19 protein-coding genes, 1 tRNA gene and 3 pseudogenes are annotated in these 26,045 nt (G+C 56.7%); 11 read left to right on the forward strand and 12 right to left on the reverse strand.

Going from position 1 to position 26,045, the window contains the following annotated elements; translation table 11 throughout:
• The first annotated feature begins 17 nt into the window (after nucleotides 1-17).
• Nucleotides 18-1,445 (forward strand): DegQ family serine endoprotease, encoded by a 1,428-nt coding sequence (locus DK261_RS19675; RefSeq protein ID WP_009047488.1) that lies wholly within the window; start codon nucleotides 18-20, stop codon nucleotides 1,443-1,445.
• A 76-nt stretch (nucleotides 1,446-1,521) separates the two neighbouring features.
• Here the strand turns inward: DK261_RS19675 and DK261_RS19680 are convergent, their stop codons facing one another.
• A complete protein-coding gene (locus DK261_RS19680; protein WP_007930234.1) occupies nucleotides 1,522-2,955 on the reverse strand; it encodes a M48 family metalloprotease in 1,434 nt (477 codons plus the stop codon).
• Nucleotides 2,956-3,052: 97 nt separating this feature from the next.
• On the opposite strand from DK261_RS19680, the gene DK261_RS19685 reads away from it, so the two are divergent.
• Together DK261_RS19685 and DK261_RS19690 are read left to right on the forward strand one after the other, a co-directional pair.
• Nucleotides 3,053-3,292, forward strand: coding sequence for a sulfurtransferase TusA family protein (locus DK261_RS19685; RefSeq protein WP_007930235.1), 240 nt, complete (start codon nucleotides 3,053-3,055; stop codon nucleotides 3,290-3,292).
• 41 nt (nucleotides 3,293-3,333) lie between these two features.
• Nucleotides 3,334-4,404, forward strand: coding sequence for an AI-2E family transporter (locus DK261_RS19690; RefSeq protein WP_007930236.1), 1,071 nt, complete (start codon nucleotides 3,334-3,336; stop codon nucleotides 4,402-4,404).
• A gap of 71 nt (nucleotides 4,405-4,475) precedes the next feature.
• Here DK261_RS19690 and DK261_RS19695 read toward each other — a convergent pair whose 3' ends face one another.
• Together DK261_RS19695 and DK261_RS19700 are read right to left on the reverse strand one after the other, a co-directional pair.
• Nucleotides 4,476-4,949, reverse strand: a complete 474-nt coding sequence (locus DK261_RS19695) for a peroxiredoxin (RefSeq protein ID WP_009047490.1) — start codon at nucleotides 4,947-4,949, stop codon at nucleotides 4,476-4,478.
• An 11-nt stretch (nucleotides 4,950-4,960) separates the two neighbouring features.
• Nucleotides 4,961-5,521, reverse strand: coding sequence for a glycine cleavage system protein R (locus DK261_RS19700; RefSeq protein ID WP_007930238.1), 561 nt, complete (start codon nucleotides 5,519-5,521; stop codon nucleotides 4,961-4,963).
• Nucleotides 5,522-5,847: 326 nt separating this feature from the next.
• Here DK261_RS19700 and dapA point away from each other — a divergent pair, with 326 nt between their 5' ends.
• From dapA to DK261_RS33595, 8 genes and pseudogenes are all read left to right on the forward strand, one after another.
• Entirely contained in the window at nucleotides 5,848-6,726 is an 879-nt protein-coding gene (dapA, locus tag DK261_RS19710; protein WP_009047491.1) for a 4-hydroxy-tetrahydrodipicolinate synthase, read from the forward strand.
• A 17-nt stretch (nucleotides 6,727-6,743) separates the two neighbouring features.
• Nucleotides 6,744-7,856: an outer membrane protein assembly factor BamC gene (gene bamC / locus DK261_RS19715; RefSeq protein WP_009047492.1), complete on the forward strand. Its 1,113-nt coding sequence runs from the start codon at nucleotides 6,744-6,746 to the stop codon at nucleotides 7,854-7,856.
• 4 nt (nucleotides 7,857-7,860) lie between these two features.
• Entirely contained in the window at nucleotides 7,861-8,619 is a 759-nt protein-coding gene (locus tag DK261_RS19720; protein WP_009042592.1) for an MBL fold metallo-hydrolase, read from the forward strand.
• Between the two features lie 28 nt (nucleotides 8,620-8,647).
• Nucleotides 8,648-9,358 (forward strand): phosphoribosylaminoimidazolesuccinocarboxamide synthase, encoded by a 711-nt coding sequence (purC, locus tag DK261_RS19725; RefSeq protein WP_038630839.1) that lies wholly within the window; start codon nucleotides 8,648-8,650, stop codon nucleotides 9,356-9,358.
• A gap of 84 nt (nucleotides 9,359-9,442) precedes the next feature.
• A tRNA-Ser gene (locus tag DK261_RS19730) sits at nucleotides 9,443-9,532 on the forward strand.
• A 461-nt stretch (nucleotides 9,533-9,993) separates the two neighbouring features.
• Nucleotides 9,994-10,341: pseudogene (locus tag DK261_RS33590) on the forward strand (phage tail protein); the annotation flags it as partial.
• 9 nt (nucleotides 10,342-10,350) lie between these two features.
• Nucleotides 10,351-10,545: pseudogene (locus DK261_RS33940) on the forward strand (tail protein X).
• A gap of 34 nt (nucleotides 10,546-10,579) precedes the next feature.
• Nucleotides 10,580-10,710: pseudogene (locus DK261_RS33595) on the forward strand (glycoside hydrolase family 19 protein); the annotation flags it as partial.
• Between the two features lie 696 nt (nucleotides 10,711-11,406).
• Here the strand turns inward: DK261_RS33595 and DK261_RS19755 are convergent.
• The 9 genes from DK261_RS19755 to DK261_RS19795 form a co-directional block, all read right to left on the reverse strand.
• The gene (locus DK261_RS19755; RefSeq protein WP_124301216.1) at nucleotides 11,407-12,975 is read right to left on the reverse strand and encodes a hypothetical protein; all 1,569 of its coding nucleotides are present in this window, start codon (nucleotides 12,973-12,975) and stop codon (nucleotides 11,407-11,409) included.
• Nucleotides 12,969-14,096: a dTDP-4-amino-4,6-dideoxygalactose transaminase gene (gene rffA, locus DK261_RS19760; RefSeq protein ID WP_110176184.1), complete on the reverse strand. Its 1,128-nt coding sequence runs from the start codon at nucleotides 14,094-14,096 to the stop codon at nucleotides 12,969-12,971. Before rffA ends, DK261_RS19755 begins: the two co-directional genes overlap by 7 nt.
• 33 nt (nucleotides 14,097-14,129) lie before the next feature.
• Complete coding sequence (locus DK261_RS19765; RefSeq protein WP_110176185.1) at nucleotides 14,130-14,504, reverse strand: EamA family transporter; 375 nt, start codon at nucleotides 14,502-14,504, stop codon at nucleotides 14,130-14,132.
• The gene (locus DK261_RS19770; RefSeq protein WP_110176186.1) at nucleotides 14,501-15,418 is read right to left on the reverse strand and encodes a hypothetical protein; all 918 of its coding nucleotides are present in this window, start codon (nucleotides 15,416-15,418) and stop codon (nucleotides 14,501-14,503) included. The genes DK261_RS19765 and DK261_RS19770 overlap by 4 nt, the downstream gene beginning before the upstream one ends.
• Nucleotides 15,415-16,080, reverse strand: a complete 666-nt coding sequence (locus tag DK261_RS19775; RefSeq protein WP_110176187.1) for an acetyltransferase — start codon at nucleotides 16,078-16,080, stop codon at nucleotides 15,415-15,417. Before DK261_RS19775 ends, DK261_RS19770 begins: the two co-directional genes overlap by 4 nt.
• Nucleotides 16,077-16,712 carry a class I SAM-dependent methyltransferase gene (locus tag DK261_RS19780; protein ID WP_110176188.1) on the reverse strand — a complete coding sequence of 212 codons (636 nt, stop codon included), beginning with the start codon at nucleotides 16,710-16,712 and terminating at the stop codon, nucleotides 16,077-16,079. The genes DK261_RS19775 and DK261_RS19780 overlap by 4 nt, the downstream gene beginning before the upstream one ends.
• A complete protein-coding gene (locus tag DK261_RS19785) occupies nucleotides 16,684-17,622 on the reverse strand; it encodes a glycosyltransferase family 2 protein (protein ID WP_110176189.1) in 939 nt (312 codons plus the stop codon). The genes DK261_RS19780 and DK261_RS19785 overlap by 29 nt, the downstream gene beginning before the upstream one ends.
• Entirely contained in the window at nucleotides 17,619-18,314 is a 696-nt protein-coding gene (locus DK261_RS19790; RefSeq protein WP_110176190.1) for a WbqC family protein, read from the reverse strand. Before DK261_RS19790 ends, DK261_RS19785 begins: the two co-directional genes overlap by 4 nt.
• Nucleotides 18,315-19,343: 1,029 nt before the next feature.
• Nucleotides 19,344-25,667, reverse strand: coding sequence for a VCBS domain-containing protein (locus tag DK261_RS19795; protein WP_110176191.1), 6,324 nt, complete (start codon nucleotides 25,665-25,667; stop codon nucleotides 19,344-19,346).
• Nucleotides 25,668-26,045 lie beyond the last annotated feature (378 nt).

A 26,045-nucleotide genomic window follows, 5' to 3' on the forward strand; every position in this document is an offset into this window, starting at 1 on the left:
GTTGTAATGGGAGCCGTATGTCGATACCACGTTTGAAATCCTATCTCTCCATTTTCGCTACTGTGCTGGTGCTCGGTCAGGCCGTTACCGCGCAGGCGGCGGACTTGCCTGACTTCACACAGCTGGTCGAGCAGGCATCGCCCGCTGTGGTCAACATCAGTACCACGCAGAAGCTCCCGGACCGCAAGGTTTCCGCCCAGATGCCAGACCTCGAAGGCTTGCCGCCGATGCTGCGCGAGTTTTTCGAGCGTGGCATGCCGCCGCAGCCGCGTTCGCCACGGGGCGATCGCCAGCGTGAAGCCCAGTCCCTGGGTTCTGGCTTCATCATTTCGTCGGACGGTTACATCCTGACCAACAACCATGTGATCGCCGACGCGGATGAAATTCTTGTCCGCCTGGCTGACCGCAGCGAACTCAAAGCCAAGCTGATCGGTACCGATCCACGTTCCGACGTGGCATTGCTGAAGATCGATGGCAAGGACCTGCCAGTGCTGAAACTGGGCAAATCCCAGGACCTGAAGGCCGGCCAGTGGGTGGTGGCCATTGGTTCGCCATTTGGTTTCGACCACACCGTGACCCAGGGCATCGTCAGTGCCATCGGTCGTAGCCTGCCGAACGAAAACTACGTGCCGTTCATCCAGACCGACGTGCCGATCAATCCGGGTAACTCCGGTGGTCCGCTGTTCAACCTGGCCGGTGAAGTCGTGGGTATCAACTCGCAGATCTACACCCGTTCCGGCGGCTTCATGGGTGTGTCCTTCGCCATCCCGATCGATGTCGCCATGGACGTTTCCAACCAGCTGAAAGCCGGTGGCAAAGTCAGCCGCGGCTGGCTGGGCGTGGTCATCCAGGAAGTGAACAAGGACCTGGCGGAATCCTTCGGCCTGGAGAAACCGGCCGGTGCGCTGGTGGCCCAGATCCAGGATGACGGCCCGGCGGCCAAGGGCGGCCTGCAGGTGGGCGATGTGATCCTGAGCATGAACGGTCAACCGATCATCATGTCGGCGGACCTGCCGCATCTGGTCGGTGCCCTCAAGGCAGGCGCGAAAGCCAACCTTGAAGTGATTCGTGACGGCAAACGCAAGAACGTCGAATTGACCGTTGGTGCGATTCCGGACGAAGACAAGACCCTGGATGTCATCAGCAAGTCCGGTGCCGAGCGCAGCAGCAACCGTCTGGGCGTTGCGGTGGTCGAGTTGACCGATGAGCAGAAGAAAGCCTTCGACCTCAAGGGTGGTGTGGTGATCAAGGAAGTCCAGGATGGCCCAGCCGCGCTGATCGGCCTGCAGCCGGGCGATGTGATCACTCACCTGAACAATCAGGCGATCACTTCAACCAAGAACTTCACTGAAATCGCCCAGGCGCTGCCAAAGAACCGTTCGGTCTCGATGCGGGTTCTGCGTCAGGGGCGCGCCAGCTTCATTACCTTCAAGCTGGCCGAGTAATCCGCTTAGCGGGTTGATCGCGCAATAAAAAGCCCGCCTCGGAAGAGGCGGGCTTTTTTGTGGGCGCCGGTCGGGCTCAGCGCATCATGTCCTTGACCATCTGCTCCTGGTCCATCAACTCACGCTGACGTGCGTCGATCCGCGAAGACAGGGGAAAGTTGCTGCCGGCGCGGCGTTTGGCGAAATCCAGCTGCTGGATCGCCTGGCGATAGTCGCCGACCAGGGCAAAGTATTCGGCCCGCGCCTGATGCAGGCCGATGATGTTGCCGGACAGGCCACGGGTTTCCGCCACCGAGTACCAGACGTCCGGATCATCGGAGCGGGTCTTGAGCAGGCTTTCCAGAGCCTTTTCGGCGTCCGCCGGGCGATTCTGCTTGAGCAGCAGATCGACCCTGACCTGGTTCAGTGGATAGTTGCCCGGGTACTGCGCAAGCATTTTATCCACCCGGGCCTGAGCGTCGGAAAAACGGCTGGTGGCGGTATCCAGATCGATCTGGGCCAGGTTGTAAGTGATGTCGTTAGGCTGCTTGGCCAGCAGTTGCTTGAGGTTTTCCCGGGCATCGTTGAACTGGCTGCCCTTGATCTGGGCGATGGCGAGTCCGTAGCGGGCGATGTCGTTTTTCGGGTTTTCGTCGAGCTGGGCACGGAAACGCTTGGCGCCCATGCCGGGAGACTCTTCGTAGATCAGTTGCACGCGTGCGCGGATCAGCTGGTAGCGCAGGCTGTCTTCCTTGCCGCCAGCCTTGGCCTGTTCGGCACGGTTGCGGGTGTCGGCGATCCGCGATTCGGTGACCGGGTGAGTCAGCAGGAACTCCGGCGGCTTGGCGTCGAAGCGGTACTGACGCATCAGGCGTTCGAACATGGTCGGCATGGAGCGCGGGTCATAACCGGCCTTTTCCAGGTTGAGGATGCCGATACGGTCAGCTTCCTGCTCGTTCTGCCGAGAGAAGCGCCGTTGTTCCTGGATGGCCGCGGCCTGGGTGCCGGCAATGGCGGCGATCCCGGCGTCGCCACCGCCCGCCGCAGCGATCACAATACCGGCCAGCAGGGCGGCCATCATCGGCACCTGCATGCGTTGCGAGGCCTCGACGCCACGGGCGAAGTGGCGTTGCGACAAGTGCGCCAATTCGTGCGCCAGCACCGAGGCGTATTCGCCTTCGGTCTGGGCATTGAGGAACAGCCCGCCGTTGACCCCGACAATCCCGCCGGGAGCGGCGAAGGCGTTGAGCTGCGGGCTGTTGATCAGGATGAACTCGAGGCGCCGGTCGTTGACTTGGCTGGTCTCGACCAGCTTGTAGACGCTGGTTTCGACGTAATCCTTGAGTTGCGGGTCGTTGAGTTGCGAAACCTGGCTGCGCAGCAACGCCAGCCAGGCGCGGCCCAGTTGGTGTTCCTGTTGGGGCGAGACAATGGCAGAACTGGCATCACCGAGTGACGGCAGGTCGTCGGCGAAGCCTGGTGAGGCGAGCAGGCAAGCGAGCGTCAGCAGGGTAGGGCGCAAAAAAGTCATGCACAAAGCCTTAGTCGACAAAGAGTCTACTGTAGCCGGACACCAGGCCTTGGACCAGATATTCTAGGCACCTCGACGACCCTCCCGGAGTGACGCAATGACTGATGCTGTAGCCCACGACGCCGAGCTCGATGCCAGCGGCCTGAACTGCCCGCTGCCGCTGCTCAAGGCCAAGATGGAACTCAATCGCCTGGCCAGCGGCGCGGTGCTCAAGGTGATCGCCACGGATGCCGGTTCCCAGCGCGACTTTCGCACCTTTGCCCGTTTGGCCGGTCATACCCTGCTGCGCGAGGAAGACGAAGCCGGGGTCTATCGTTACTGGCTGAAGAAGGCCTGAACCGCCCCGGAAATCATCGCGCCTCTGTCTAAGGATCATTGATGTTCAAAGTGTTACGCGACTGGATTCAGCGCTACTTCTCCGACGAAGAGGCCGTGGTGCTGGCCGTTCTGTTGTTCCTGGCCTTCACCGCCGTGCTGACCCTGGGCGGCATGCTCGCGCCGGTATTGGCGGGGATGGTGTTGGCCTACCTGATGCAGGGGCTGGTGCTCACGCTGGAACGCTGGCGCTTGCCAGGCGGGGCGGCGGTAGGCCTGGTCTTTGCCTTGTTCATGGGGCTGCTGCTGGTGTTCATCGTGGTCGTCGTGCCGCTGCTGTGGCATCAGTTGATCACTTTGTTCAACGAGCTGCCGGGAATGCTCGCCAAGTGGCAATCGCTGCTTCTGCTGTTGCCGGAGCGTTACCCACACCTGGTGTCCGACGAACAGGTGTTGCAGGCGATCGAGGTGGCGCGTGGCGAGATCGGCAAGTTCGGCCAGTGGGCGCTGACCTTCTCGCTGTCCAGCCTGCCACTGCTGGTCAACATCATGATCTATCTGGTGCTGGTGCCGATCCTGGTGTTTTTCTTCCTCAAGGACCGGGCGATGATCAGCCAGTGGGTGCGCGGTTACCTGCCGCGCGAGCGGGCGCTGATCACCCGGGTGGCCCAGGAGATGAACCGGCAGATCGCCAATTACATTCGTGGCAAGGTGATCGAGATCGTCATTTGTGGTGGAGTGACCTACATCGCCTTCGTGGCCTTGGGGCTGAACTACGCGGCCCTGCTGGCATTGCTGGTGGGGATTTCGGTAGTGGTGCCCTACGTCGGGGCGGTGGTGGTGACCGTGCCGGTAGCGCTGATCGCCTTGTTCCAGTGGGGCTGGAGCGACCAGTTTATCTATCTGATGGCGGTCTACGGGATCATTCAGACCCTGGACGGCAACGTGCTGGTGCCGCTGCTGTTCTCCGAGGCAGTGAACCTGCATCCAGTGGCGATCATCTGTGCGGTGCTGCTGTTTGGCGGGTTGTGGGGCTTCTGGGGCGTATTTTTCGCGATTCCCCTGGCCACCCTGTTCAAGGCGGTACTGGATGCCTGGCCGCGCAAGGAGCCGGTCGTGGCGCCCTTGCTCTAGAACGGCTCTGTCCTGGAAATGAAAAGGGGGCGGCTGATTCAGCCGCCCCCTTTTTTAGTCGTTTACCCCGCTCAGGCCTTGTTCAGCGCCTGCGCGGCAGCCAGTACCGCATCCACGTGGCCTGGCACTTTCACGCCACGCCATTCCTGGCGCAGCACGCCATTCTTGTCGATCAGGAAGGTGCTGCGATCGACGCCCATGTATTCCTTGCCGTAGAGCTTCTTCAGCTTGATCACGTCGAACAATTGGCAGACGGCTTCGTCCTTGTCGCTGATCAGCTCGAAGGGGAATTCCTGCTTGCACTTGAAGTTCTCATGGGACTTCAGGCCATCGCGGGAGATGCCGAACACCTCGGTGTTGGCGGCCTTGAACGCGGCGTATTGATCGCGAAAGCCCTGGCCTTCGGTGGTGCAGCCCGGGGTGCTGTCCTTGGGGTAGAAGTAGATCACCACCTGCTTGCCCTTGAGCGCGGCGAGGCTGACGGTCTGACCGCTGGTGGCCGGGGCTTCGAAGTTGGCAACAGGTTGGTCGATGGCAACGGCCATTGGGGCTTTCCTTACATTGGGTTCTGTGGGCGCCAGGGTTCGATCAACGCATCGAGATTCATGGCGTCGGCGAAGTCCAGGAACTGATCGCGTAGCCAGCTGATCTGGGTGCCGGCCGGCAAGGTCACGGTAAAGGTGGCGTTGAGCATGGTGCCGCCGGTCTGCGGAGCCTGATAGGTGTCGCAGGTCAGGTTTTCCAGCTCGACATGGTGGTCGATGAAGAACTGGCACAGTTCGTTGACGATGTCCGGGCGGTAGGCGGCGCTGACGTAAGCCACATAAGGCAGGGCCTGCGGGCGGTTTTCCAGGGCCGCGCTGCGTACCACGTTGACGGTGAAGGCGTATTTCTTCGCCAGCGACGGCAGGCCGGCCTCCAGGCGCGCCAGGGCATCCCAGCTGCCGGAAACCTCCAGGACCAGCGCGCTGCACTCGCCGTGGCGGGTCAGGCGGGAGGTCACCACGGCACAGCGGTTTTCATGGCTGGCGCGGCACAGGACGTTGGTCAGCTCCATGGGGTTGGCGCCGAGGGCACTGATGACAAGGAATTGTTCGCGGACTGTGGGGGTGGACATGCAGCATTCCTAAAGCGATGAGCGGTCGATACTTTTACAGGCTCGAGTACTGGGTAAACGTCCGGATGCGGTTTCAGAAGCCCTGAACCGCCCGGTTGCAACGAACTCCATAAAGGCGAGAGCGAAGGGCGGCAACGCGGGATTGGGGCTTCGGATGCCGAAAAGGGAGGCTGGAACCCGGCGTACGAGCTTAGCAGTACCGATCAAAGTCTGAAGGGTAGCGAAATACATCGCTCAGGGGAATGCTCGCAGCGCGGTACTTCGCTTGTGCAAGCATCTTGGCGCCAGTACCATTACCGCTCTCTTTTTCCGGCAGGAGCGGTTGCATGATTGCGGGCAGTATGGTGGCACTGGTCACACCCATGGATGCACAGGGTCGTCTCGACTGGGACAGCCTGAGCAAACTGGTGGACTTCCACCTGCAAGAGGGCACCAACGCCATTGTGGCGGTCGGCACTACAGGTGAGTCGGCTACCCTCGATGTGAACGAACACATCGAAGTGATTCGTCGCGTGGTCGCTCAGGTTGCAGGGCGCATCCCGGTGATCGCCGGTACCGGCGCGAACTCGACGCGCGAAGCGATCGAACTGACCACCAACGCGAAGATCGCCGGTGCCGACGCGTGCCTGCTGGTGACCCCTTATTACAACAAGCCGACGCAAGAAGGCCTGTATCAGCATTTCCGTGCCATCGCCGAAGCCGTCGATATCCCGCAGATCCTCTATAACGTGCCGGGTCGCACCGCTTGCGACATGAAGGCCGAGACTGTGATCCGCCTGTCGACCGTGCCGAACATCATCGGCATCAAGGAAGCCACCGGCGACCTGCAGCGCGCCAAGGACATCCTGGCCGGCGTGAGCAGCGACTTCCTGGTGTATTCCGGCGACGACGCAACCGCCGTCGAACTGATCCTGCTGGGCGGCAAGGGCAATATTTCGGTGACCGCCAACGTGGCGCCAAAAGCCATGAGCGAGATGTGCGCCGCCGCGATGCGTGGCGATGCCGCCACCGCCCGGGCGATCCACGAGAAGCTGATGCCGCTCAACAAGACGCTGTTTATCGAATCCAACCCTATTCCCGTGAAATGGGCCCTGTGCGAGATGGGCTTGATGGCGAACGGTATCCGTCTGCCGCTCACCTGGCTCAGTGCTGCCTGTCACGAACCGCTGCGGCAGGCCATGCGCCAGTCCGGCGTATTGGTTTAATTGAGGAAGTACTACGCATGAAGCGATTGGCCGGACTTTCCGCACTTGCCTTGATTATCTCCAGCACCAGTGGCTGCGGTTGGATCTGGGGGCCGGAAGGCTACTTCCGTGACCGCGGCAGCGATTACCTGCAAGCGCAACAGACCGCACCGATGCAACTGCCGTCGGATGTCAGCACCTCCAAACGCCTTGATCCGCTGTTGCCGATTCCGCGCAACGTGGCCGACGACACCGTCAAGGGCGAATACATCGTGCCGCGTCCGCAGCCGCTGGGCTCGGTGGCCGATGCCAGCGACTACACCCTGCAGAAGAGCGGCGATGCACGTTGGGTCATGGCCCAGCACGCCCCGGCCGAAGTCTGGCCGGTGGCCATGCAGTTCTTCCAGGACAACGGTTTCCGTATCGACGAACAACGCCCGCAAACCGGCGAGTTCAGCACCGCCTGGCAGCGTTCCGACGAGCTCTCCGCATCCATGGCCAAGCGCCTGGGCAGCGTAGGTTCGGCCGATAACGAAACCCGCGTGCGGGTGCGTATCGAACCCGGCGTGCAGCGCAATACCAGTGAAGTCTACGTGGTCAGCGCCGAGCGTCCTGTCGGCAGTACCTCCAACGTCGATTTCACCAACCGTTCGGTCAACACCAGCCTGGATGCCGCGCTGGTCGACGAAATGCTTGCCAGCATGAGCCGCAGCGCCGAGAAGGGCGGTTCGGTCTCCCTGCTGGCCGCGCGTGATTTCGATACCCCGAGCCGTGTCAGCCTCACCGAGGACGGCAGCGGCAACGTGGTGCTCAACCTCGGCGAAGACCTTGACCGCGCCTGGTCGAGCGTCGGCCGCGCCCTGGAACAGGGTGAGTGGCGCGTTGAAGACATCAACCGCAGCCTGGGCCTGTACTACATCAACCTGGCGGAAAAAGCCGAGAAGAAAAACGACGAGCCGGGCTTCTTCGGCAAGTTGTTCGGCAGCGCACCGGCCAAGGAAGAAATCGAAGCCCGCGCCGAGCGTTATCAGGTTCGCCTGAGCAAGGTGGGCGACAACGTCCAGGTCACCGTCGAGAAAGACATCAACACCGTTGCCCCGCCTGAAGTGGCGCGCAAAGTGTTGACTGTGATTCAGGACAATCTGGGCTGATCCGATGCGTTTCGCCGTTCTCGGCAGTGGTAGTCAAGGGAATGGCACGCTGATAGCCAGTGACGACACCTACGTCCTGGTGGATTGTGGTTTCTCCTTGCGCGAAACCGAGCGGCGCCTGCTGCGCCTGGGGGTAGCCCCCGCGCAGCTGAGCGCGATTCTGGTAACCCACGAACATGCCGACCACGTGCATGGCGTGGGTTTGCTGTCTCGGCGCTACAATTTACCGGTCTACCTCAGTCGCGGCACGTTGCGCGGGATGCGCAAGCCGGTGGACGCCGCGGGTTTTCTCGCCGGGGGCGAGACGCTTCAGGTCGGTGCCTTGAGCATCGACGTGACCCGCGTCGCCCACGATGCGCTGGAACCTGTGCAGTACGTGTTCAGTGACGGCCAGCGGCGTTTCGGCCTGCTGACCGACCTGGGTTCCTACTGCGACACAGTGATCGACCGCTATCGCGGGCTGGATGCCTTGATGATCGAGGCCAATCACTGCCGCGACATGCTGGCCCGAGGTTACTACCCGTATTTCCTCAAGCAGCGGGTCGGTGGGGAAATGGGACATTTGAACAACCATCAGGCCGCAAGCCTGGTGGCCGAGTTGGGCTGGCAGGACCTGCAGCATCTGGTACTGGCCCACCTCAGCAGCAAGAACAACCTGCCGCAGCTGGCCCGGCAATGTTTTGTCGACACCCTCGGGTGCGACCCGGACTGGCTGCAACTGGCCGATCAAGATTCAGGGCTCGACTGGCGCCACATCGCCTAGCCCACCTACTTAGCAAGCGGAGCCCATCATGAAAAAACGTGAAGAACTCTACCGTGGCAAAGCCAAATCGGTTTACAAGACCGACGACGCCGACCGCCTGGTCCTGCTGTTTCGCAACGACACCTCGGCGTTCGACGGCAAGCGTATCGAGCAGCTCGATCGCAAAGGCATGGTGAACAACAAGTTCAACGCCTTCATCATGCAGAAGCTCGAAGAGGCCGGCGTGCCGACCCAATTCGACAAACTGCTGGGCGACAACGAGTGCTTGGTGAAGAAGCTGGACATGATCCCGGTCGAGTGCGTCGTGCGTAACTACGCCGCCGGCAGCCTGGTCAAGCGCCTGGGTGTGGAAGAGGGCCTGAAACTCAACCCTTACACCTTCGAGTTGTTCCTGAAGGACGACGCCAAGGGCGACCCGTTCATCAACGAATCCCACGTCGTGGCGTTCGGCTGGGGCACCGCCGAGCAACTGGCGCGCATGAAAGAACTGTCGCTCAAGGTCAACGAAGTCCTGAGCAAGCTGTTCGACGACGCTGGCCTGCTGCTGGTGGACTTCAAGCTGGAGTTCGGCGTATTCCACGGCCAGATCGTCCTGGGCGACGAATTCAGCCCGGATGGCTGCCGCCTGTGGGACAAGGAAACCCGCAAGAAGATGGACAAGGACCGCTTCCGTCAGGGCCTCGGTGATGTGATCGAAGCCTACGAAGAAGTCGCAAACCGTCTGGGCGTACCGCTGTAATCGACGCAACCGACTGATAGCACGGAAAAAATTTGCCCGAGGGGCTTCGCTTCGGGCAAAGGTGCTGTTATGATGCGCGCCGTTGGAGAGATGCCAGAGTGGCCGAATGGGACGGATTCGAAATCCGTTGTACCTTCGCGGGTACCTAGGGTTCGAATCCCTATCTCTCCGCCATTATTCATAACGTCTAAGCCCCTGTAATCATTAGAGATTACAGGGGCTTTTTCGTTTCCGTAGATTTGATCTGGGCATCTTTAGGGCAAAAGATAACGTTGCGAACCGCCCACATCTCTCGGTTTTACTGGAGCATCACCTCGATGGCAGACTTCGGCCTTTTCAGGTGTGCGGTAAACCAATTGTTCAGTGTCTTGCCGCTTCAGAGTAAGCCGCTGGTGGGGCTGCAAAAAACTGACTTTTTCTTCGACGCCACCTGCAACAAGACCACTCGCGCCGTGCCGCAAATCGATGAGTGCATAGGGTAGTTGAAGGAACGGGCGGCGTGGGTGTCCACCGCGATCAATAAGATCACTGGCAAGGTCAGCCCATCGCAGGCCAACATCGTTTCGAGCACTTCTCTGGTCGGCGATGCCACGCTGTTACCGGAAGTGGTTCAGTCGTTCCCGCACTTGCTGATTGTGCGGCCGCTGGATCTCAACGCACAGCTGTACTACTTCAGTCTGGACCCAGCGGTCTTTGACGAACTTCGGCGCTCAACGGAATTCTGCTGGGCTTCGCAGGAATGCTTGGCCCGAAGGTCGGCACAGCAAGCAGTGGGTATGGGTGAGGAAAAAATCACCCTCAAGGGAACAATCTTCCCAGGCTTCAAGGGTGGGATCAAACACTTCGACACCCTGCGCAGTATCGGTGCCCGGTTGAGATCCCTGACGCCTGGATATAACGACGTGCTTGGCGCCTGGTGCCTGAAGAGCGTCGAAGAACAGAGCGTGCTGCTGGAGAGCGGGGTTCTGCGCAGGCAGGCGTTCATCTTGGCTATGGCTACGATCTACAGAGTGTCTGACGGGGATCTGCTGTACCACGCCTATGGGGATCTGGAAGGCACCGTCGAGGAGGTACTGGATGCCAATCAGGGGCTGGCCGATGAGCCGTAATCCTATCGTGCCTGCATCGTGATCGAGCTACCGGATTTGCCGGCACCCAGCAATGATGGAGTGATGTTGTGGAGCTGATGCCGGTCATCGGCGCAGGTCCATTTAGTTCATGCTGAACTCCTTGGTGGATCGGGATGAGTTCGAAGCAATCACCTGCAAGATCATGGTGGTCTCAACGGTCTAGAAGATCGACTACAGCTGTGGAGGTGGGCGAGGGCAGTGTTATGCGTATCGTCGACCTGAGCTCAGCCCTTGCCGGCAGTTGACCTCATTGGTCGGCGGATCTGTCGCGTTGGTCTGGAAGGTTCAGGGTTGACGCTAAGACCAACAACTCGCCGAACTGGCCAGCCCGCACAAGGACGATCTGATAGTCATCAGCAGTGTCACTACTGACCAGTTGCGCACGGTATAGGGCAATCGCTTAACCCTTGAGCTGCGGTTGTCGACCGGCGAACAAACCCACTACAAGGAGCTGGGGGATGCTTGCGTGATCGTCTTGCCACTTCTGATCTGTGGCTGTCAGTCTTCCTCGCCGAGGATCTATCCAGTTGCTGCTCAGTGCCAGCCGGTACCGCAGCCGGCGGCGTGTTTCATGGCGGAACACGAGCCTGACTGCTCCAGTGCATGCTCAAGGATTTATCACCATCACCGATGCTGGCGACCAAGGGCTGATCGTCTTGGCGGCCTGTTAGGTCTATGCCTAAAGAAGTCTCGGTACCGAAGTAAAAAGCAGCCTGTTAGATGCGTCAACATCCAGCAGGCCAACAATCAAAGCCTTCCCCTCGTGGGGTTCAGCCTTTGGATAAGCTAGGACCAGGGTGTTGAAGAATAGCGGCCGCATTCTCTTCAAGTTGATGAAATAGGGCTGTGTTTTCGTTTTTTGGAGGTCTTTATCATTTGTAATGATCTCTCGTTGGATAATTAGTTTTCCCATACTTTCTACAGGACTAGTGATTCGCAATGCATATCGGTATGCCCCGTCCTCTTATAAATGGTACCGCCAAAGTTTCCGTATGATTTTTCCGGCGCAATTGGGATCGTCGCGACTGCGGTGTAGAGTTTTGAGCTTTCAACCGCTTTTTTAATGATGTCTGAGCCTGGTAAATCTGTTCTGGACGTAGTCATGAGGACGTCAGGAGGGCAGGACTCCAGGGCACGTTTTAAGGCGTGTTCGTCAAGCCCATACTTTATTGCCATGGCACTCAAGTGATTCGACTCGTAGGCCGGTGGTAGTAAACCCGTAAGAGGGAAAAGGGAGAACATGAACCCACTGATGCTGAGCGTTCCGTGAGGCGGAGCCGCTTTGAGGATTGCATCGGCCGCCAATAAATAGTTGGACTGAGCGATGGTCTCGGGGCGCCACGCGTTGTTTGTGATGCCTTCAAGATTTTCCTTGTTAGCTATCCAACTGTTTGAAAGAGGGACAAACTTAGGTAGAAGTAATGGTGTACAAACTACAATGAATGTCGCCGTTATAGCTAGTTTCACCGCCTGCAACCGAGCGATAATTAGTTGCTCCCAGGCCAACGCGCAAAGACCGGCAAGTCCTGGCAGGCAGACAGCGAAGTGGTAGGGGAACCCTATCTTTGAAAGAGGCTCCAATAGCGGCACGATAGCGACGCTCGTCCAAAACAAGAAGCGTTTTAAATAATTTGTTTTGCGATAATAAACAGAATGCGAAATTAGTCCGAAAATGGCTATTCCTGTAATGCAAAGGGCGACAGTAGCTTCATTGGCGGAAAGGGTGCCGTTTGTAATCATAAGAGGGATCGTTTGGTCCTTCATTGATGCATAAAAATTGCCGGCATTTATATAAGCATCGAGGAATGACTGTACTCCTCCGCGCGCAATCAAAACTGTACCAACGATAACGGCACCGCCTAGTGTGACACCGATGGAGAACCTGACAAACGTTCGCCATCCATGAGCTACTAGAGTAGCTATCGCCCCGATGAATAAAAAAGGTAAGAACGTTTCTCGAAGTAGAATGGAAAACGCGCCCAAAACGCCTATCCAGAACCAAGAGTGTGTGTTTCTGTCGGCGCTTCGGGCCCATAGCATTGCGATAAGAAGGGGGATGTACGCTGCAAATATACTGTTCTTGAAGCCGGACTGGATGAAGAGCGGCTGATTCATTGTGAAGAGAAATATGGCTGATATCAAAGCAGCCCCAATCCAACTCCGCGATTCCTGTTCGATAAGTTTGTAAAAAAGCAAGCCCGCCGCCAGAGCAACGATCAGATCAATGAGCCGCAGTAACATCATGTGGTTGAATGATAGATCGAAAACCCAAGACAAAAGCATCGGATAAAGCATCAATGTACCGGTGTCGGGAAGTCCACGTCCAGCTGCTAGGCTTGAAAAGATAATCTGTGAAAAATAAGCAAAAACACCTTCGTCGGTCGAAGGCAAAGCGCCTAAAACAGTAAGTCGAGGAAGCCCGATAGCTACGAGTACCACAAGCCACTGGAGTGCCTGCTGGCTTGGTATAGTCCAACGGTTCAGCATGAAAGTGTCTCAACTACTCTGCGTTGTTGCTCTTCGGTAATACCGGCCCATAGTGGCAGGCGAACTAGGCGCTTGGACTGGTAATTGGTGACTTCAAGATCACCATGAGTGCGACCATACCGTTGGCCAGCAGGAGATGAGTGCAGGGGAATGTAGTGAAAGACCGAACTGATTTCCTGACTTTTGAATTTGTTGAGAACCACTTGCCGTTCGATATCAGGGGCTAGAAGCACGTAATACATATGAGCGTTGTGTTGGCATTCTTCAGGAATTATCGGGCGGCGAAGAATGCCGCGGGACTCCAGTGGCTCCAGCAGTTTGTGATATCGGTCCCAACTGGCTAGGCGCGCTTGAGTGATTCGATCTGCTTCTTCCAGTTGCGCCCAGAGAAAAGCAGCAATTAGTTCTCCGGGAAGAAAAGAAGAGCCAACTTCTTGCCAAGTATACTTATCAACTTCGCCTTTGAAGAATCGAGTGCGGTCGGTACCCTTTTCTCGGATGATCTCAGCGCGCAGGGCCAGTTCTGGATCATTGACCAAAAGAGCACCACCTTCACCGGAAATCACATTTTTGGTTTCATGGAAACTATAGGCGCCCAAGTCACCAATGCTTCCTAGCTCTCGCCCTTTGTAGGTGGCCATGACCCCTTGAGCAGCATCTTCCACAACTTTGAGGTTGTGATTCCTAGCGAGAGCTATGATGCTGTCCATTTCGCAGGCGACACCCGCATAGTGAACTGGTGCAATAGCCCTAGTGCGATCGGTGATTGCTGACTCTATGAGTTCTTCGTTGAGGTTTAGCGTGTCTTCACGGATATCCACAAAAACCGGAACTCCCCCTCTTAATACAAAAGCATTGGCTGTGGAAACAAAGGTATAGGAGGGCATGATGATTTCATCACCTGGTTCAATGTCGAGCAGCAGCGCAGACATTTCCAGAGCCGCGGTACATGAGTGTGTAAGCAACGCCTTGCTACAGCCGGTGCGCTCCTCTAGCCACTTATGGCAGTGCTTGGTGAACGGCCCATCACCTGCTAAGCGTCCATTGAAGTGGGACTCGGCGATGTAATAAAGCTCTTTACCTGTCATGTGTGGCCAGTTGAAGGGGATGTGTCGATTCATCTTCTAATATCCTTTGATTTGACGATAGCTTTACTATCCACGAGCAGCAACAATGGTACCAACAACAATCAAAATAACTCCTAACGCTTTTTGAGGTGATAAAGGCTCAGTTAATATCCAACCACTCAGCAGCAAGACAATGACGAAGTTGAGGCTCATGAATGGATAGGCGTGACTTAGGTCGAACTTGGTCATCGCAGCCATCCATGCCAGGGAGGCAAGAAAAGCAGCTGCAAAGCCCGAGAAAATTGCAGGGTCGAAAAGAAGTGAAAGGAGAAACTTAAATTTCCCAATACTATCTACAGGGAGTGAGCCAAAATTTGAAATTCTCCATTTAAGAATAAGCTGACCATATACAGTAAAGAGTATAGTGGCGAAAATGTAGAGATAGTCAACAGCACGAGTCATTGAAATTGCTCCAGAATGGCTAGACCAAACCCGGTTCTGCCATAGTCATTGCCGTTATAGAGCATGTATCGCTGTCCTTTATGATCAAAAACAAACGGGTATTCAATCATTTCAGAGTCCCATCCGGCTGGAGAGACGTCAATGCCTGCTTTAGTGTCAAGTCGACTCCAATCTTGCCCGTCATGCGACTCCGCGTATCCTATGCGATATGAGTCTCCTCTATGCGAGTACCACATCCGCCAACAGTCGTTATCACGAATCACAGAAGGCCTTGAAATTGCATATTCATCATCGCTTGCATAGTCTATGGAAATAATACCTTCCCGTTTCCACTCAATCCCATCCTGTGACTCGGCGTATTTAATGTGGTAGCGATGTTCTGGCTTACCGTTTCTCATATGCCATCCAGTGCAGGATAAATACCACATTTTCCACATATCCTCTCCTGGAAGAACACAGCAGCTCGCACAGAAGTGAGGCTCCTTCATTGAGCGATCAAGTATTGGGCCGTTTGCATATCTAGAATATTTATTTCCATCTAGGCTGGTAGCCAATCCTATGGAGTTTCTAAATGGAACAGTTTTTCCTAGATTCCATCCTATATAGTAGAGGTGTTTTTTATCTTTGTGTTCGGTTAGCCATGTCGCCATCGCTCCACTGTCGTCAAATTCGCCAAGATAACCGGGGGAAAGGATGGGTGTGGTTGATAGTTCAATAACTTGATTTGGGGTGTTTATGTCTATAATTACATAGCCAGTAAAGCTTCTATTGTTTCTGTCTCTTGAGCTGAAGTAAATTTTGAAAAGATCACCGCCAATACACTCTGCGACAGGAACAGCTGCATGGGAATGCAGCCAGTCTTGTTCGCCCGATGGGCAAAAAACCAAGCCGAGTTTCTTCCATTGAGTTGTCATATACCCCTCAATTTTGTGCTGGGTACCTTTGAGCGGTTTGTACTTGCGCCAACATAAACTCCCTCCGACTCGGCGTCCGTGAGTAACAATGTTCCGGCTCCAATGACACACTTGTCACCAACTTTAATGTGGTCGCGTAGTGTGGCATTGACCCCGATAAAGCACTGCTTGCCGATGTGAACACCCCCAGAGATAACGACCTGAGATGCAATAAAAGTATGGTCCTGGATAGTTGAATGATGGCCAATGTGGTTACCACTCCACAAGGTGATATTGTTGCCAATAGTCACAAAGGGTTGGATGGTGTTGTTTTCAAGGATAAAGCAGTTGTCTCCTATCTGGCCTTCATTCAGCACGGTGGCATGACTGCTGATGTAATTGGCAAGTGTGTACCCGAGATTTTTTGCGGCGAGATACTTTTCTTTTCGTACGGCATTGAGTTTGGAATAGCTCAGGGCTATAAACATATCGTGGCTATTGGTAGCATAGTGGTCGACGATATTTTCAAATGCGACGACGGGTAGTCCACAAAAGGTGGGAGCCTCGATATAACTACCGTCTACGGTGAAGGCCACAATTTCATAAGCGGAGTCTGTGCTGAAGTAGAAATAAGCCAGCTGCGCGATATCGCCAGATCCGAATATAACTAATCTCTTTTTCATTGCATTTTCCTTACAAGTATTGTGAATTCATACAGGCCGTAGTCATGAAGAAGGGCAACTTGTCGGGAGTAGCGTTGTTTGCATAGATCAAATAAAAAACAAGGGTCTGCGTAGTACAGATCACTCCGTTTCTTATCTTCGTCAGAGTAAGAAGTTAGGCAATTGAAGGCGAACCCCAGGCGGCTTGTTCGGTCTAGAACGTCAAGGGTGTTTTTAAGATAGGTCAGCCATTCGGCGTCAGATCTGCCCAAGCGAACGTTGAAGATTCCGCTAGCAATGCCATAGTCCGTCACACAGTCGGGTTCGGAGGCAGAAATGAATCGAGTTTCAGGCACTCCTATGTAGCGTTGCGTCGCGGCTTGGATCATTTCTTTTGAAACATCTACGCCGAGATACGAAAACGCCTGGTTTTTATTTTTTAGGTAATCTACCAGCGCGCCGTAGCCACAGCCAAGGTCAGTGATAGAGAATTCTTGCTGGTTGTTGATGACCTTGCACAGTTGTTCGAAACGCAGCGCCTGGCCCTGCTCACCGTTCCAGTCGACCCCGTTTGGCGTTTCACCATGCAGTGCGAGCTTTTTCGAGTAATAGCTTGCTACTTCGTCAAGCAGTTTCGTCTTGTCGCTGTGCATAAATCTGTCTCACAATGGTATAGGGGCGTTGTTTAGACTCGGAAAATATTTTCGAAAGATAAATTCCCACTACGCCGATAAACGAGATGATCATTCCGCCAAGAAGCCAGATAGAGGCCATGACCGATGTCCATCCACTCATCGGCTTCGCGAGGAACATCCAGTGTATTGTCAAGTAGGCAATGTAAAGTACAGCGAAAAATGAAATCGAAATACCAATGTAGAAAATACTGACCAAAGGAGCATTGCTGAACGAGGTCACAGAGTTAACCAATACAGACATTTTTTTTCTGAAGGTATAGGTTGTTTGACTGGTGTTGCTTTTCTTGACTATTTGAGGTTGTTGATCAAATCCGGTAATATGCCAGAGCCCGGCGATAAATACTTCCCGTTCCTCATGCCGTAGTAAGGAGTCGACATAACGGCGTGTCATTAGTCTGGCAGTGACGACGTTTTTCGGCAGTGCTATCCCCGTCAGAGCTTGAAAGAAACGATAGAACCAGCGGCCGCTCCAGCGTTCAAACCAACCTCCTTTGCGTTGCTCTTGCACGCCATAGACGACATCGCAGGCTCTTTTTTGGAGTTGTTCGGCAAAGGTGAGCAGGTACTCCGGGTCCTCTTCAAGGTCAGTATCTATCAGGAATACTTTTTCTCCTTTGGAGTGGGAAAGGCCGGTCATCATAGCCTTGTGATGGCCGAAGTTTCGTGAGAGATCGACCAATACAACATGATGATCTCGCTCAGTGAGCGAGATGGCGATATCAAGGCTGTTGTCTGGTGATCCGTCGTTCACGAGTACAACTTCGTAGTCGTCTCCCGCATATTTCATTGCGGCAGCGCTCACGCGCGAATGAAACTCCTCTATATAAGGTGCCGACTGATAAAGAGTCGCTACAATGGATAGTTTCATTGAGTAATATGCCTCATTTGGCGATGAGAATCTTTTCCGCAGTTGAAGAGCAGATCAAGGATCGTGACACCATGGGTAAACTCGCCCCATAATTGCGGATACTCCGGATAGCCTGCATAGTCGAACCAGGTCAGTTTGATATTCATCGTTTCGAATACTTTTTCATCTATGTAATTCCTGGCGGCTGGACCAGAGATATATTCCATACCACCCGCTTGCGCGCAGAGGCCGGCAAGGCGCTCCGTTTTACCATCTACCTGTACATAGTCCCAAGAATTACTGATGATGGTTTTTATTTCCAGATAATCGCAAATAGCTTGAATAAAGCGCTGATTAAGCTCTGAAATATGAGTGTAAGAGTTGTTCAGGTAGAGGGGTTCCAGCCATTTTGAGATTTCATGGAAGTGCGGTGCGCGACTGTAATTTTGAACTAGTGATTTCCAGTGTGCAGCGGCCCATTCGGCACCGTCGATTTCAGTTTCTCTTATTTTCTGGTGGTACTTTCCTTTAACTAAGACGGGCACGGTCAACCATTGTACCCCTTGCGGGGTTTTGATCTGATTACGATTTCGCCAGTCACGCCGTGTATATTGCATGTCGTCATAGAGGATGAACTCATCCACTGATGCGATCATGTCAAAATATCCTTTCCAAGGGATGTAGTTGGATTGAAGTATTGCAACTTTTTTCAAAGTGCTTTTCCCTTGTGCTGGTAAATGTTCATTGAGTAATTAAAGTTATAGATGATAGTGGATCTTTTTGTTTTGTGGGGTAGAAGGAGTAGATAGAGTCACAGAAATACTACTTCACCAATTCTAAGGAGTGGCATATTAATCTGCGAGGGGGTGGAGCGTCACCCTTTTCATGGGGATTTTTACCTGGCCGTAGGTGTCGAAAGATTTGCACTATAGGGTGAACAGCCAGGCCGTTAGTGAATCACGGTACTCAGCGCACCTCTGCATGCGGATTTTAGATTGGCCATCGCTAAGGTTGCTTGGCGTGACCAAGAACTCAAATGGCAGTCCAGAGCCTCAACGGTTTTGAATGGGGCAAAAATGGGGCGAGCCATATGCCAAACCATGTCATTCAATACCCTCTATGCATTAATCCAATCAGGCAAGAATGGGCATTTCAGCCCCAAATCATGGGCCCATCCTGCCGAAGCCGCCATACACCCCCAGCACAATTGGCGTTTGCTTGGTAAGACGTGTTGGGTGTGTTGTTTAACATCCTCGGCGCCAAGGAGGATGTGATGCCTGTTATTGTATTCGGGTACTACCATGGACACTTAACAGAAACGTTTCTCAATCATTTTGACGACATGTTCACGTCAGCTTCTTCTATCACTAAGAATGCACTTGGGGACAGCCTTGGGGCGGTGGTGCTTAGTCGGTCAGGGTCATGCGGAGGAAAGCTGCTTAACATTAGGGCAGATTTAGGGCAAGCAGCAGGCCGCTTCTGCCTCATACAGGCCGTTTGGGTTGATGGAAATATCTTTAAATACAGGTCTATAGCGGTCTAGCTAGCCCTGGGAAGGGGTTCGAATCCCTATCTCTCCGCCATATTTAACGAAAAAGCCCCGTTTTTACGGGGCTTTTTCGTTTCTGGCTGTTTTTATTCTCCCGCTTGTTCCCCCCTTTGGATTTAGAAACGCTGACTGAGGGGGCTGCTCGATCCACATCGAGAACACTTACCCTCCCAGTCAGCTCCAGCCCAATGCATCACGCGGTCAGCGTCTGGTCGGCCTCTCCGAACCAGGTGCGCACCAGATCGGGATTGGGTGTGCCAATGTGGTCGAGCACCGCGACATCGACGAAGTGCTTGCCATTATTGGCGCCATCGGGATCCACCTGCACCGTGATGTCGCTGCCGGACTGCGCCAGTTGGACAAAGTCGGCCACCTGGCTGGTGCCGCTGACGAAGTTGGCGTTGAGCAGCGTGGAGAGGTCGAGGGTGTCACCTTCGGCGAAGTTGTAGTCGAGGATATGGTCGCCGCCTTCATTCGCGTTGAGGTAGGCGAACATGTCGGCTCCCGCGCCGCCGCTGAGGCTGTCCTCGCCGCCACGACCCACGATGATGTCGTTGCCGTCGCTGCCGCTGAGCGTGTCCGCGAGCATGCTGCCCACCAGTGTGCCGCTGGATTGGCCGTGGTAACTGACCTGGGTGCCGGCTTCGCCGCCATCGGTGACCTGGAAGTCTTCCGCCGAGTAGTGTCCCAGCAGGTTCACCTCGGCTCGATGTGCGCCGTCGTCCACCGTCAGCAGGCCGCCGGCGCCAGAGGCGTTGGCGGTGTAGCTGAGCTGGGTATTGGCACCGAAAGCGAGATCGCCGAACGTTAGCAAGTCATCGCTCTCGAGGCCGAGGATGCCGACCAGCGAGCCCGCTGCTTCAGCCTGGGCGATCACCAGCGAGCCGGCACCTGCGCCGTGAAAGGCGACGGAGGTGTGTGCGGCACCGGCGAAGGTCAGGCTGGCGTCGCCGTCGATGGTCGCGCTGCCATTGCCGGTCACGTCGGCCAGCAGGCGCAGGTCGCCACCGTTGGCCCACAGATGGCCGGTGTTTTCGACCGCGCTGGTCACTGTCATGCCGCCTGTGCCGGTGGACTCCAGTACACCGCTGTTGCTGATGGTGTGGGTGCCGGTGTCGAGCACCAGGCTGTTCATGCCGCTGGCCAGGATCAGCCCCGCATTGGCCAGTATCATTTGCCCGGCACCCAACTGGCCGGCGCCGGAAATGCGGTTGTCGACATTGGTCAGCACGGTGTCGGCGCTGCCGCCGAAAATCACATTTTGCGCGTTGTCGGATAGCAGTACCTGGCCGCCACCGGTCAAGGTCGCGCCACGGAACAGAATTTCCAGGCTGGTCTCGTTGCCGGCGGAGCCGAGTTCGATGGTGCCGCTGTTATGGAGGCCGCCACCGAACGGCATGATCGCGCTGTCGGCGATGGTGAGGGTACCGCTGTTGTGGGTGAGTGGGTCCGTATCGAACCGGAAGTTCGCTTCGCCCAGGTCCGTCGCATCGACACCTCTCAGGGTGACCGTCTGGCCGGAGCCGATGCTGACCAGGGCATTGCCGTTTGCGTCGTTGCTGATGCTCAAATCAGCGAAGGCGGTGACGCCTGTGAAGCCGATCAAGTCGATCTTGTCCGCCGCGACGTCGAAGTTGTAGATCTGGTTGTTGCCGATCGGCTGGGCGAAGACGAACGTGTCGGCACCGGACGAGCCGCTCAGGTTATCGTCAGCGGACAAGGCGAAGATCGGCGAGCCCGGGGCATAGACTTCGACGTTGTTGAACACGTAGGCGCTTGCGCTGCTGCCGTCACTGTTGCTCCAGTACAGGTTGACCTCAAGCACCAACGCACCCGCGAAGTCGCTTGGGGTTGTCACGGTCAAGGCACCGGGATCGTTGGTCTGCACGGTCCAGGTGCCGTCGCCATTGTCGGTTCCTGCATTGAACACCCACCCCGAAGGAACGCCGCTGATGGCCACCGTTACGGGGCCGTCAATCTCGGCCGGTGGAATGTCGAGGGCCAGGTTGATGGGCTCGCCGGCAACGCCTGCCGGAAGGTTTGCACTGCTCCCGGCAGCCCCAGCATTACCCGCCAGGTCGGTGTAGCTGTTCGCGGCAACGTCGACTTTCACGCTACCGCCCAGCGTTCTGGTCAGCGTCGCGGTGTAGGTATCGCCATCGACCTGGGTAAAGTTACTGAAGGTTCCTCGGGGCGCTCCGCTCGTCTTAGTCACCGAGACATCCGAAAGGCTGAAACCGCTCACTGCCTCACTGAACTGGAATGTGACCGTCGACGTAGAGCCGATCGAGCTGCCCAAGGCCGTTCCCGTCACTGTCACCGTTGGCGGTACGCTATCGACTGGCGTCTCGACAACGTTCTGCACGTTTACCGTAAGGGTCTGCGTGTCGGTTCCGCCATTGCCGTCAGCCACCTGGACGTCCACAACGTAGGCATTGTCGCCGTCGGTACCCCCGATATCCTGGGCATTTTCGTAATCGGGGGCCGAATTGAACGTCAGCACTCCGCTCGAACTGATCGAGAATTTGCTGAAGTCCGTGCCGGCCGTATTCAGGATCGAGTAGCTCAGCGTCTGCGCGGGTAGATCGGCATCGCTCGCCACCACCGTCGTGACTGCCGTAGTGTTCTCCGCCACGTTGACCGAAGCCGTCGCACCCCCGCCGTTGGAGGTGATCACCGGGCTGTTGTCGTTGACGCCCGTCACGGTTACCACGATCGCCTGGTCGTCAAACAGCGTGCCGTCCGACGCCCGCACAATCACGTCATAGACATTGTTCGTTCCCGAATCGGTCGGTGCTTCAAAGTTGGGGGCAGAGATAAAGCTCAATGCACCTATGCTGGTAACGATTGAGAACTTCGCGGCATCCGCTCCGCCGGCGATGCTGTAGCTCAATATCTGTGCCGGCAGATCGGCATCGGTTGCCGCCACGGTCGTGACCGCTGCAGTGTTCTCCTCCAGGTTGATCGAAGCCGTCGTACCACCACCGTTGGAGGTGATGGTCGGCAAGTCATTGCTGCCGGCGATATGCACGGTAACCGAGGTGAGGGTGCCGTCGGCACTGCTCACAGCGAAGGTGTCGGTGTAGGTGGTGCCGGCGGCGAACTCGTTGTGCGCGGAGTCGGCGACGTAGGTCCAGGCACCGCCGGTGTCGATGGAGAATTTGCCGTAGTTGCCAGCGGTGTCGGTTTGGGCAATGAAGGTTGCGGCGCTGTCGACGTCGCTGATGGTCAGGGTGCCGGCGGTGGAGATGTCGACGGCGGCATTGGTCTCGGTCAGGTTGGCGATGTCGGCGGACAGCACGGCCGCATCATTGGTGCCGAGGATATGCACGGTGACCGAAGTGAGGGTGCCATCGGCACTGCTCACGGCGAAGGTGTCGGTGTAGGTGGTGCTGGCGGCGAACTCGTTGTGCGCGGAGTCGGCGACGTAGGTCCAGGCACCGCTGGTGTTGATGGAGAACTTGCCGTAGTTGCCAGCGGTGTCGGTTTGGGCAATGAAGGTTGCGGCGCTGTCGACGTCGCTGATGGTCAGGGTGCCGGCGGTGGAGATGTCGACGGCGGCATTGGTCTCGGTCAGGTTGGCGATGCCGGCGGACAGCACGGCGGCATCGTTGGTGCCGAGGATATGCACGGTGACTGAAGTGAGGGTGCCGTCGGCACTGCTCACGGCGAAGGTGTCGGTGTAGGTGGTGCCGGCGGCGAACTCGTTGTGGGCGGAGTCGGCGATGTAGGTCCAGGCACCGCCGGTGCCGATGGAGAACTTGCCGTAGTTGCCGGCGGTGTCGATTTGCGCCTGGAAGCTTTCCGGGCTGTCGATATCGCTGACGGTCAGGCTGCCGCCGGTAGTCAATGGAGCATTGGTTTCGCTCAGCGTGACGCTGGCCGAGGACAGTACGGCGGCGTCGTTGGTACCGGTGACAGTGATCGTCACCAGCTGGGTGTCGACACCGCCCAGGCCATCGCTGACCTGTACGCTGAACACTTCGTCATGACTTTCGCCCGCCTTGAGCGATTGCACCGCACCGGCAACGCCATCGGTGCCGTTGGCCAGGGTGTAGGTCCACTGGCCGGTGCTGTCCACGTCAATCGAGCCGTAGCTGCCAGTTGGCGAGCCATTGATGGTCCAGATAGCGGAGGCATCGTGATCGATGTCGGCCGAGCTGAATTGGCCGCTGACGCTGAGGGTGGTGTCTTCCTGCACTGCGCCGGCATCGTTGCCGGTGGCGAAGCTGAGTACCGGCGCATCGTTGCTGCCGGTGACAGTGATGGTCACCTGTTGGGTGTCGACACCGCCCAGGCTGTCGCTGACCTGCACGCTGAACACTTCGTCGTAACTCTCGCCCGCCTTCAGCGACTGCACGGCACTGGAGACTCCATCGGTGCCGTTGGCCAAGGTGTAGGTCCATTGGCCGCTGCTGTCCACGGCGATCGAACCGAAGGAGCCGGTGTTTGCTCCGACGATGCTCCAGGTAGCGGTGGCGGCATGATCGATATCGGTCGAGCTGAATTGACCGCTGACGCTGAGGGTAGTGTCTTCCTGCACTGCGCCGGCATCGTTGCCGGTGGCGAAGCTGAGTACCGGCGCATCGTTGCTGCCGGTGACGGTAATGGTCACCAGCTGGGTGTCGACACCGCCCAGGCCATCGCTGACCTGCACGCTGAACACCTCATCATGACTCTCGCCGGCCTTGAGCGATTGCACCGCACCGGCAACGCCATCGGTGCCGTTGGCCAGGGTGTAGGTCCACTGGCCGCTGCCGTCCACGGCAATCGAACCGTAGCTACCAGTTGGCGAGCCATTGATGGTCCAGATAGCGGAGGCATCGTGATCGATGTCGATCGAGCTGAACTGGCCGCTGATGCTGAGGGTAATGTCTTCCTGCACGGCTCCGGCATCATTGCCGCTGGCGAAGCTGAGTACCGGCGCGTCGTTGCTGCCGGTAATGGTGATGCTGACGGTCTGCGTCGCCGATGTAGCGTTGGCCGCGTCGCTGTTGTCGGTGGCGACCACCCTGTACGAGAAGGTGATGGTTTCACCCGCGCCGAGGACGTCGAGGTTCTGGCTGCTGCTGTAGTCCCAGCTGTTCTGATCGACCGAGAAGCCGGCCACCAGTGCCGAAGCCACGTCCGCATTGAGAGTGCCACCGCTCCAGGCGATGTCACCGTTGGCGGTGTGCGACACCGTCACCACGTCGATGTTGTCCAGGTCGGCAAAGCTCAGGGCGCCGCTGTCGTTCAGTGTGGCCGCAGCGTTGCCTTCGCTCATGGCGCCGGTAGTGTCGGCAATCGTCAGCGTCGGCCGGTCGTTGGTACCGGTGAGGGTAATGGTCACGGTCTGCACTGTGCCGTCGCCGATCGCCACGTTATAGGTCTGGGTGACGGTCTGGCCTTCGCCCAGGAACTGCAGCGCAGTGTTGTCTACCGCGAAGTGCCAGCCCAGCGAGCCGCTGCCCGTGCCGGTGCTGTCGTTCAGCGGGTCTGTAGTGAAGCTGCCCAGGTAGCCCGAAGCGCCCGGCGTGACGGTAACGCTATGGCTGTCGATCAGGTCGGCGTCGGTAAAGGTGATGTTGCCGCTGGCAGCGTAGTCGCCGCTGTCTTCCTTGGCATCTCCGCTCTGTACGCCGCTGGTGATCTGCACCTGGTCGTTGGTACCGGTGATGGTGATGGTCACATTCTGCGTTGTCGACGAGCCATGCCCGTCACTGATGGTGACCACATAAGTTTCGCTGACCGTCTGACCCTGAGCCAGGGACTGGGCTGCCGCGTTATCCAGGGTGTAAGTCCAGTTGACGGTGCCGTTGGCCGTATCGGCGGCTTCCGTCACAGAGGCGAGGGCGAAGTTGCCCAGCGCTGTGGCATTGCCTTGTGCCGCCACGAACGAGGCGGTATGCGTGTCGCTCAGATCGACATCGCTAAAGGCAATCGTGCCCGTCGCGCTGTGCAAGTCGGTCGGGCTCGCTGTCGTGGCCGCATCTTCGGTCACGGTACCGGCCTGTGTGCCGAGGCTCATCGTCACACTGTCATTCGCACCTGCAAATTGCACCTGCGCAGTGGCCCAGCTGAGCGTGCCATTGCCGAGACGAATCGCGTACGTAAAGCTGTCTGTCAGGGACGCTCCGGCAGCAAGCGCTTGAAGTTGCGCCTTGAAAGCCGTCGATAAGGTCGCGGCGTCGTAGCCGACTTTTCCATCCGACGTAATCCAGATTTTTGCACCATTGAAGCTGGTGTCGGAACTCGTCGCCTCGACTCTGCTCGTGTCCTGGACCAGGAGATCGGCCGGAGCATAAATCTTGGTAGCAGTAGAAAGGCTGGTCGCGTTATCGAGTGACCAGAGTGTCTTTGCATTGCCGCCCAGGTCATTGGACATGACGTCCAGATACACGATCCCCAGCAGGTCTTCAGTGATGGCTGCGCTGCTCGTGCCAATGACACCTGTAGTGAAAATGTCGTCCTGCGCCTGCGGTGTATTGGAAAACGAAGTGGTGGTGCCGCCGCTGGTCGTTGTAGTGGTAGCCATGTCTTTCTCCCGAGAATGCTTTTTTTAGAATCGCCAGGTCCTGCTGACAGGACGAAGTCCCATGCTTGTACCGCTCAGGGTGTCAAGGAGCGGTGCGAGCTGATCCCGGACATCGTCGGCCGTCTGGGCCTGCCGGAAGAGGGACGCAGGTGGCGTGCAGGTGAAGAAGTTCGCCGTACTTGAAAAGCGAGTCGCAGGAGCGGTTGGGCGAACATGAGCCCAAGCCTGGAGCTGCGCTGCGCAGGGTGCGCAATAGCCTGAGAGCACCCATATGAAAGGGACTCCTGAAGTAATGGCTGGATGAATCTGGGTCATTCTGATTCAGGGATACGGCCATTCCTGATATCAGTTGGATAGTTGTTTAGTTGTGGGGTCAGG

The sequence above is a fragment of the Pseudomonas sp. RW409 genome (assembly GCF_003184125.1).
Lineage (GTDB): Bacteria > Pseudomonadota > Gammaproteobacteria > Pseudomonadales > Pseudomonadaceae > Aquipseudomonas > Aquipseudomonas chlororaphis_I.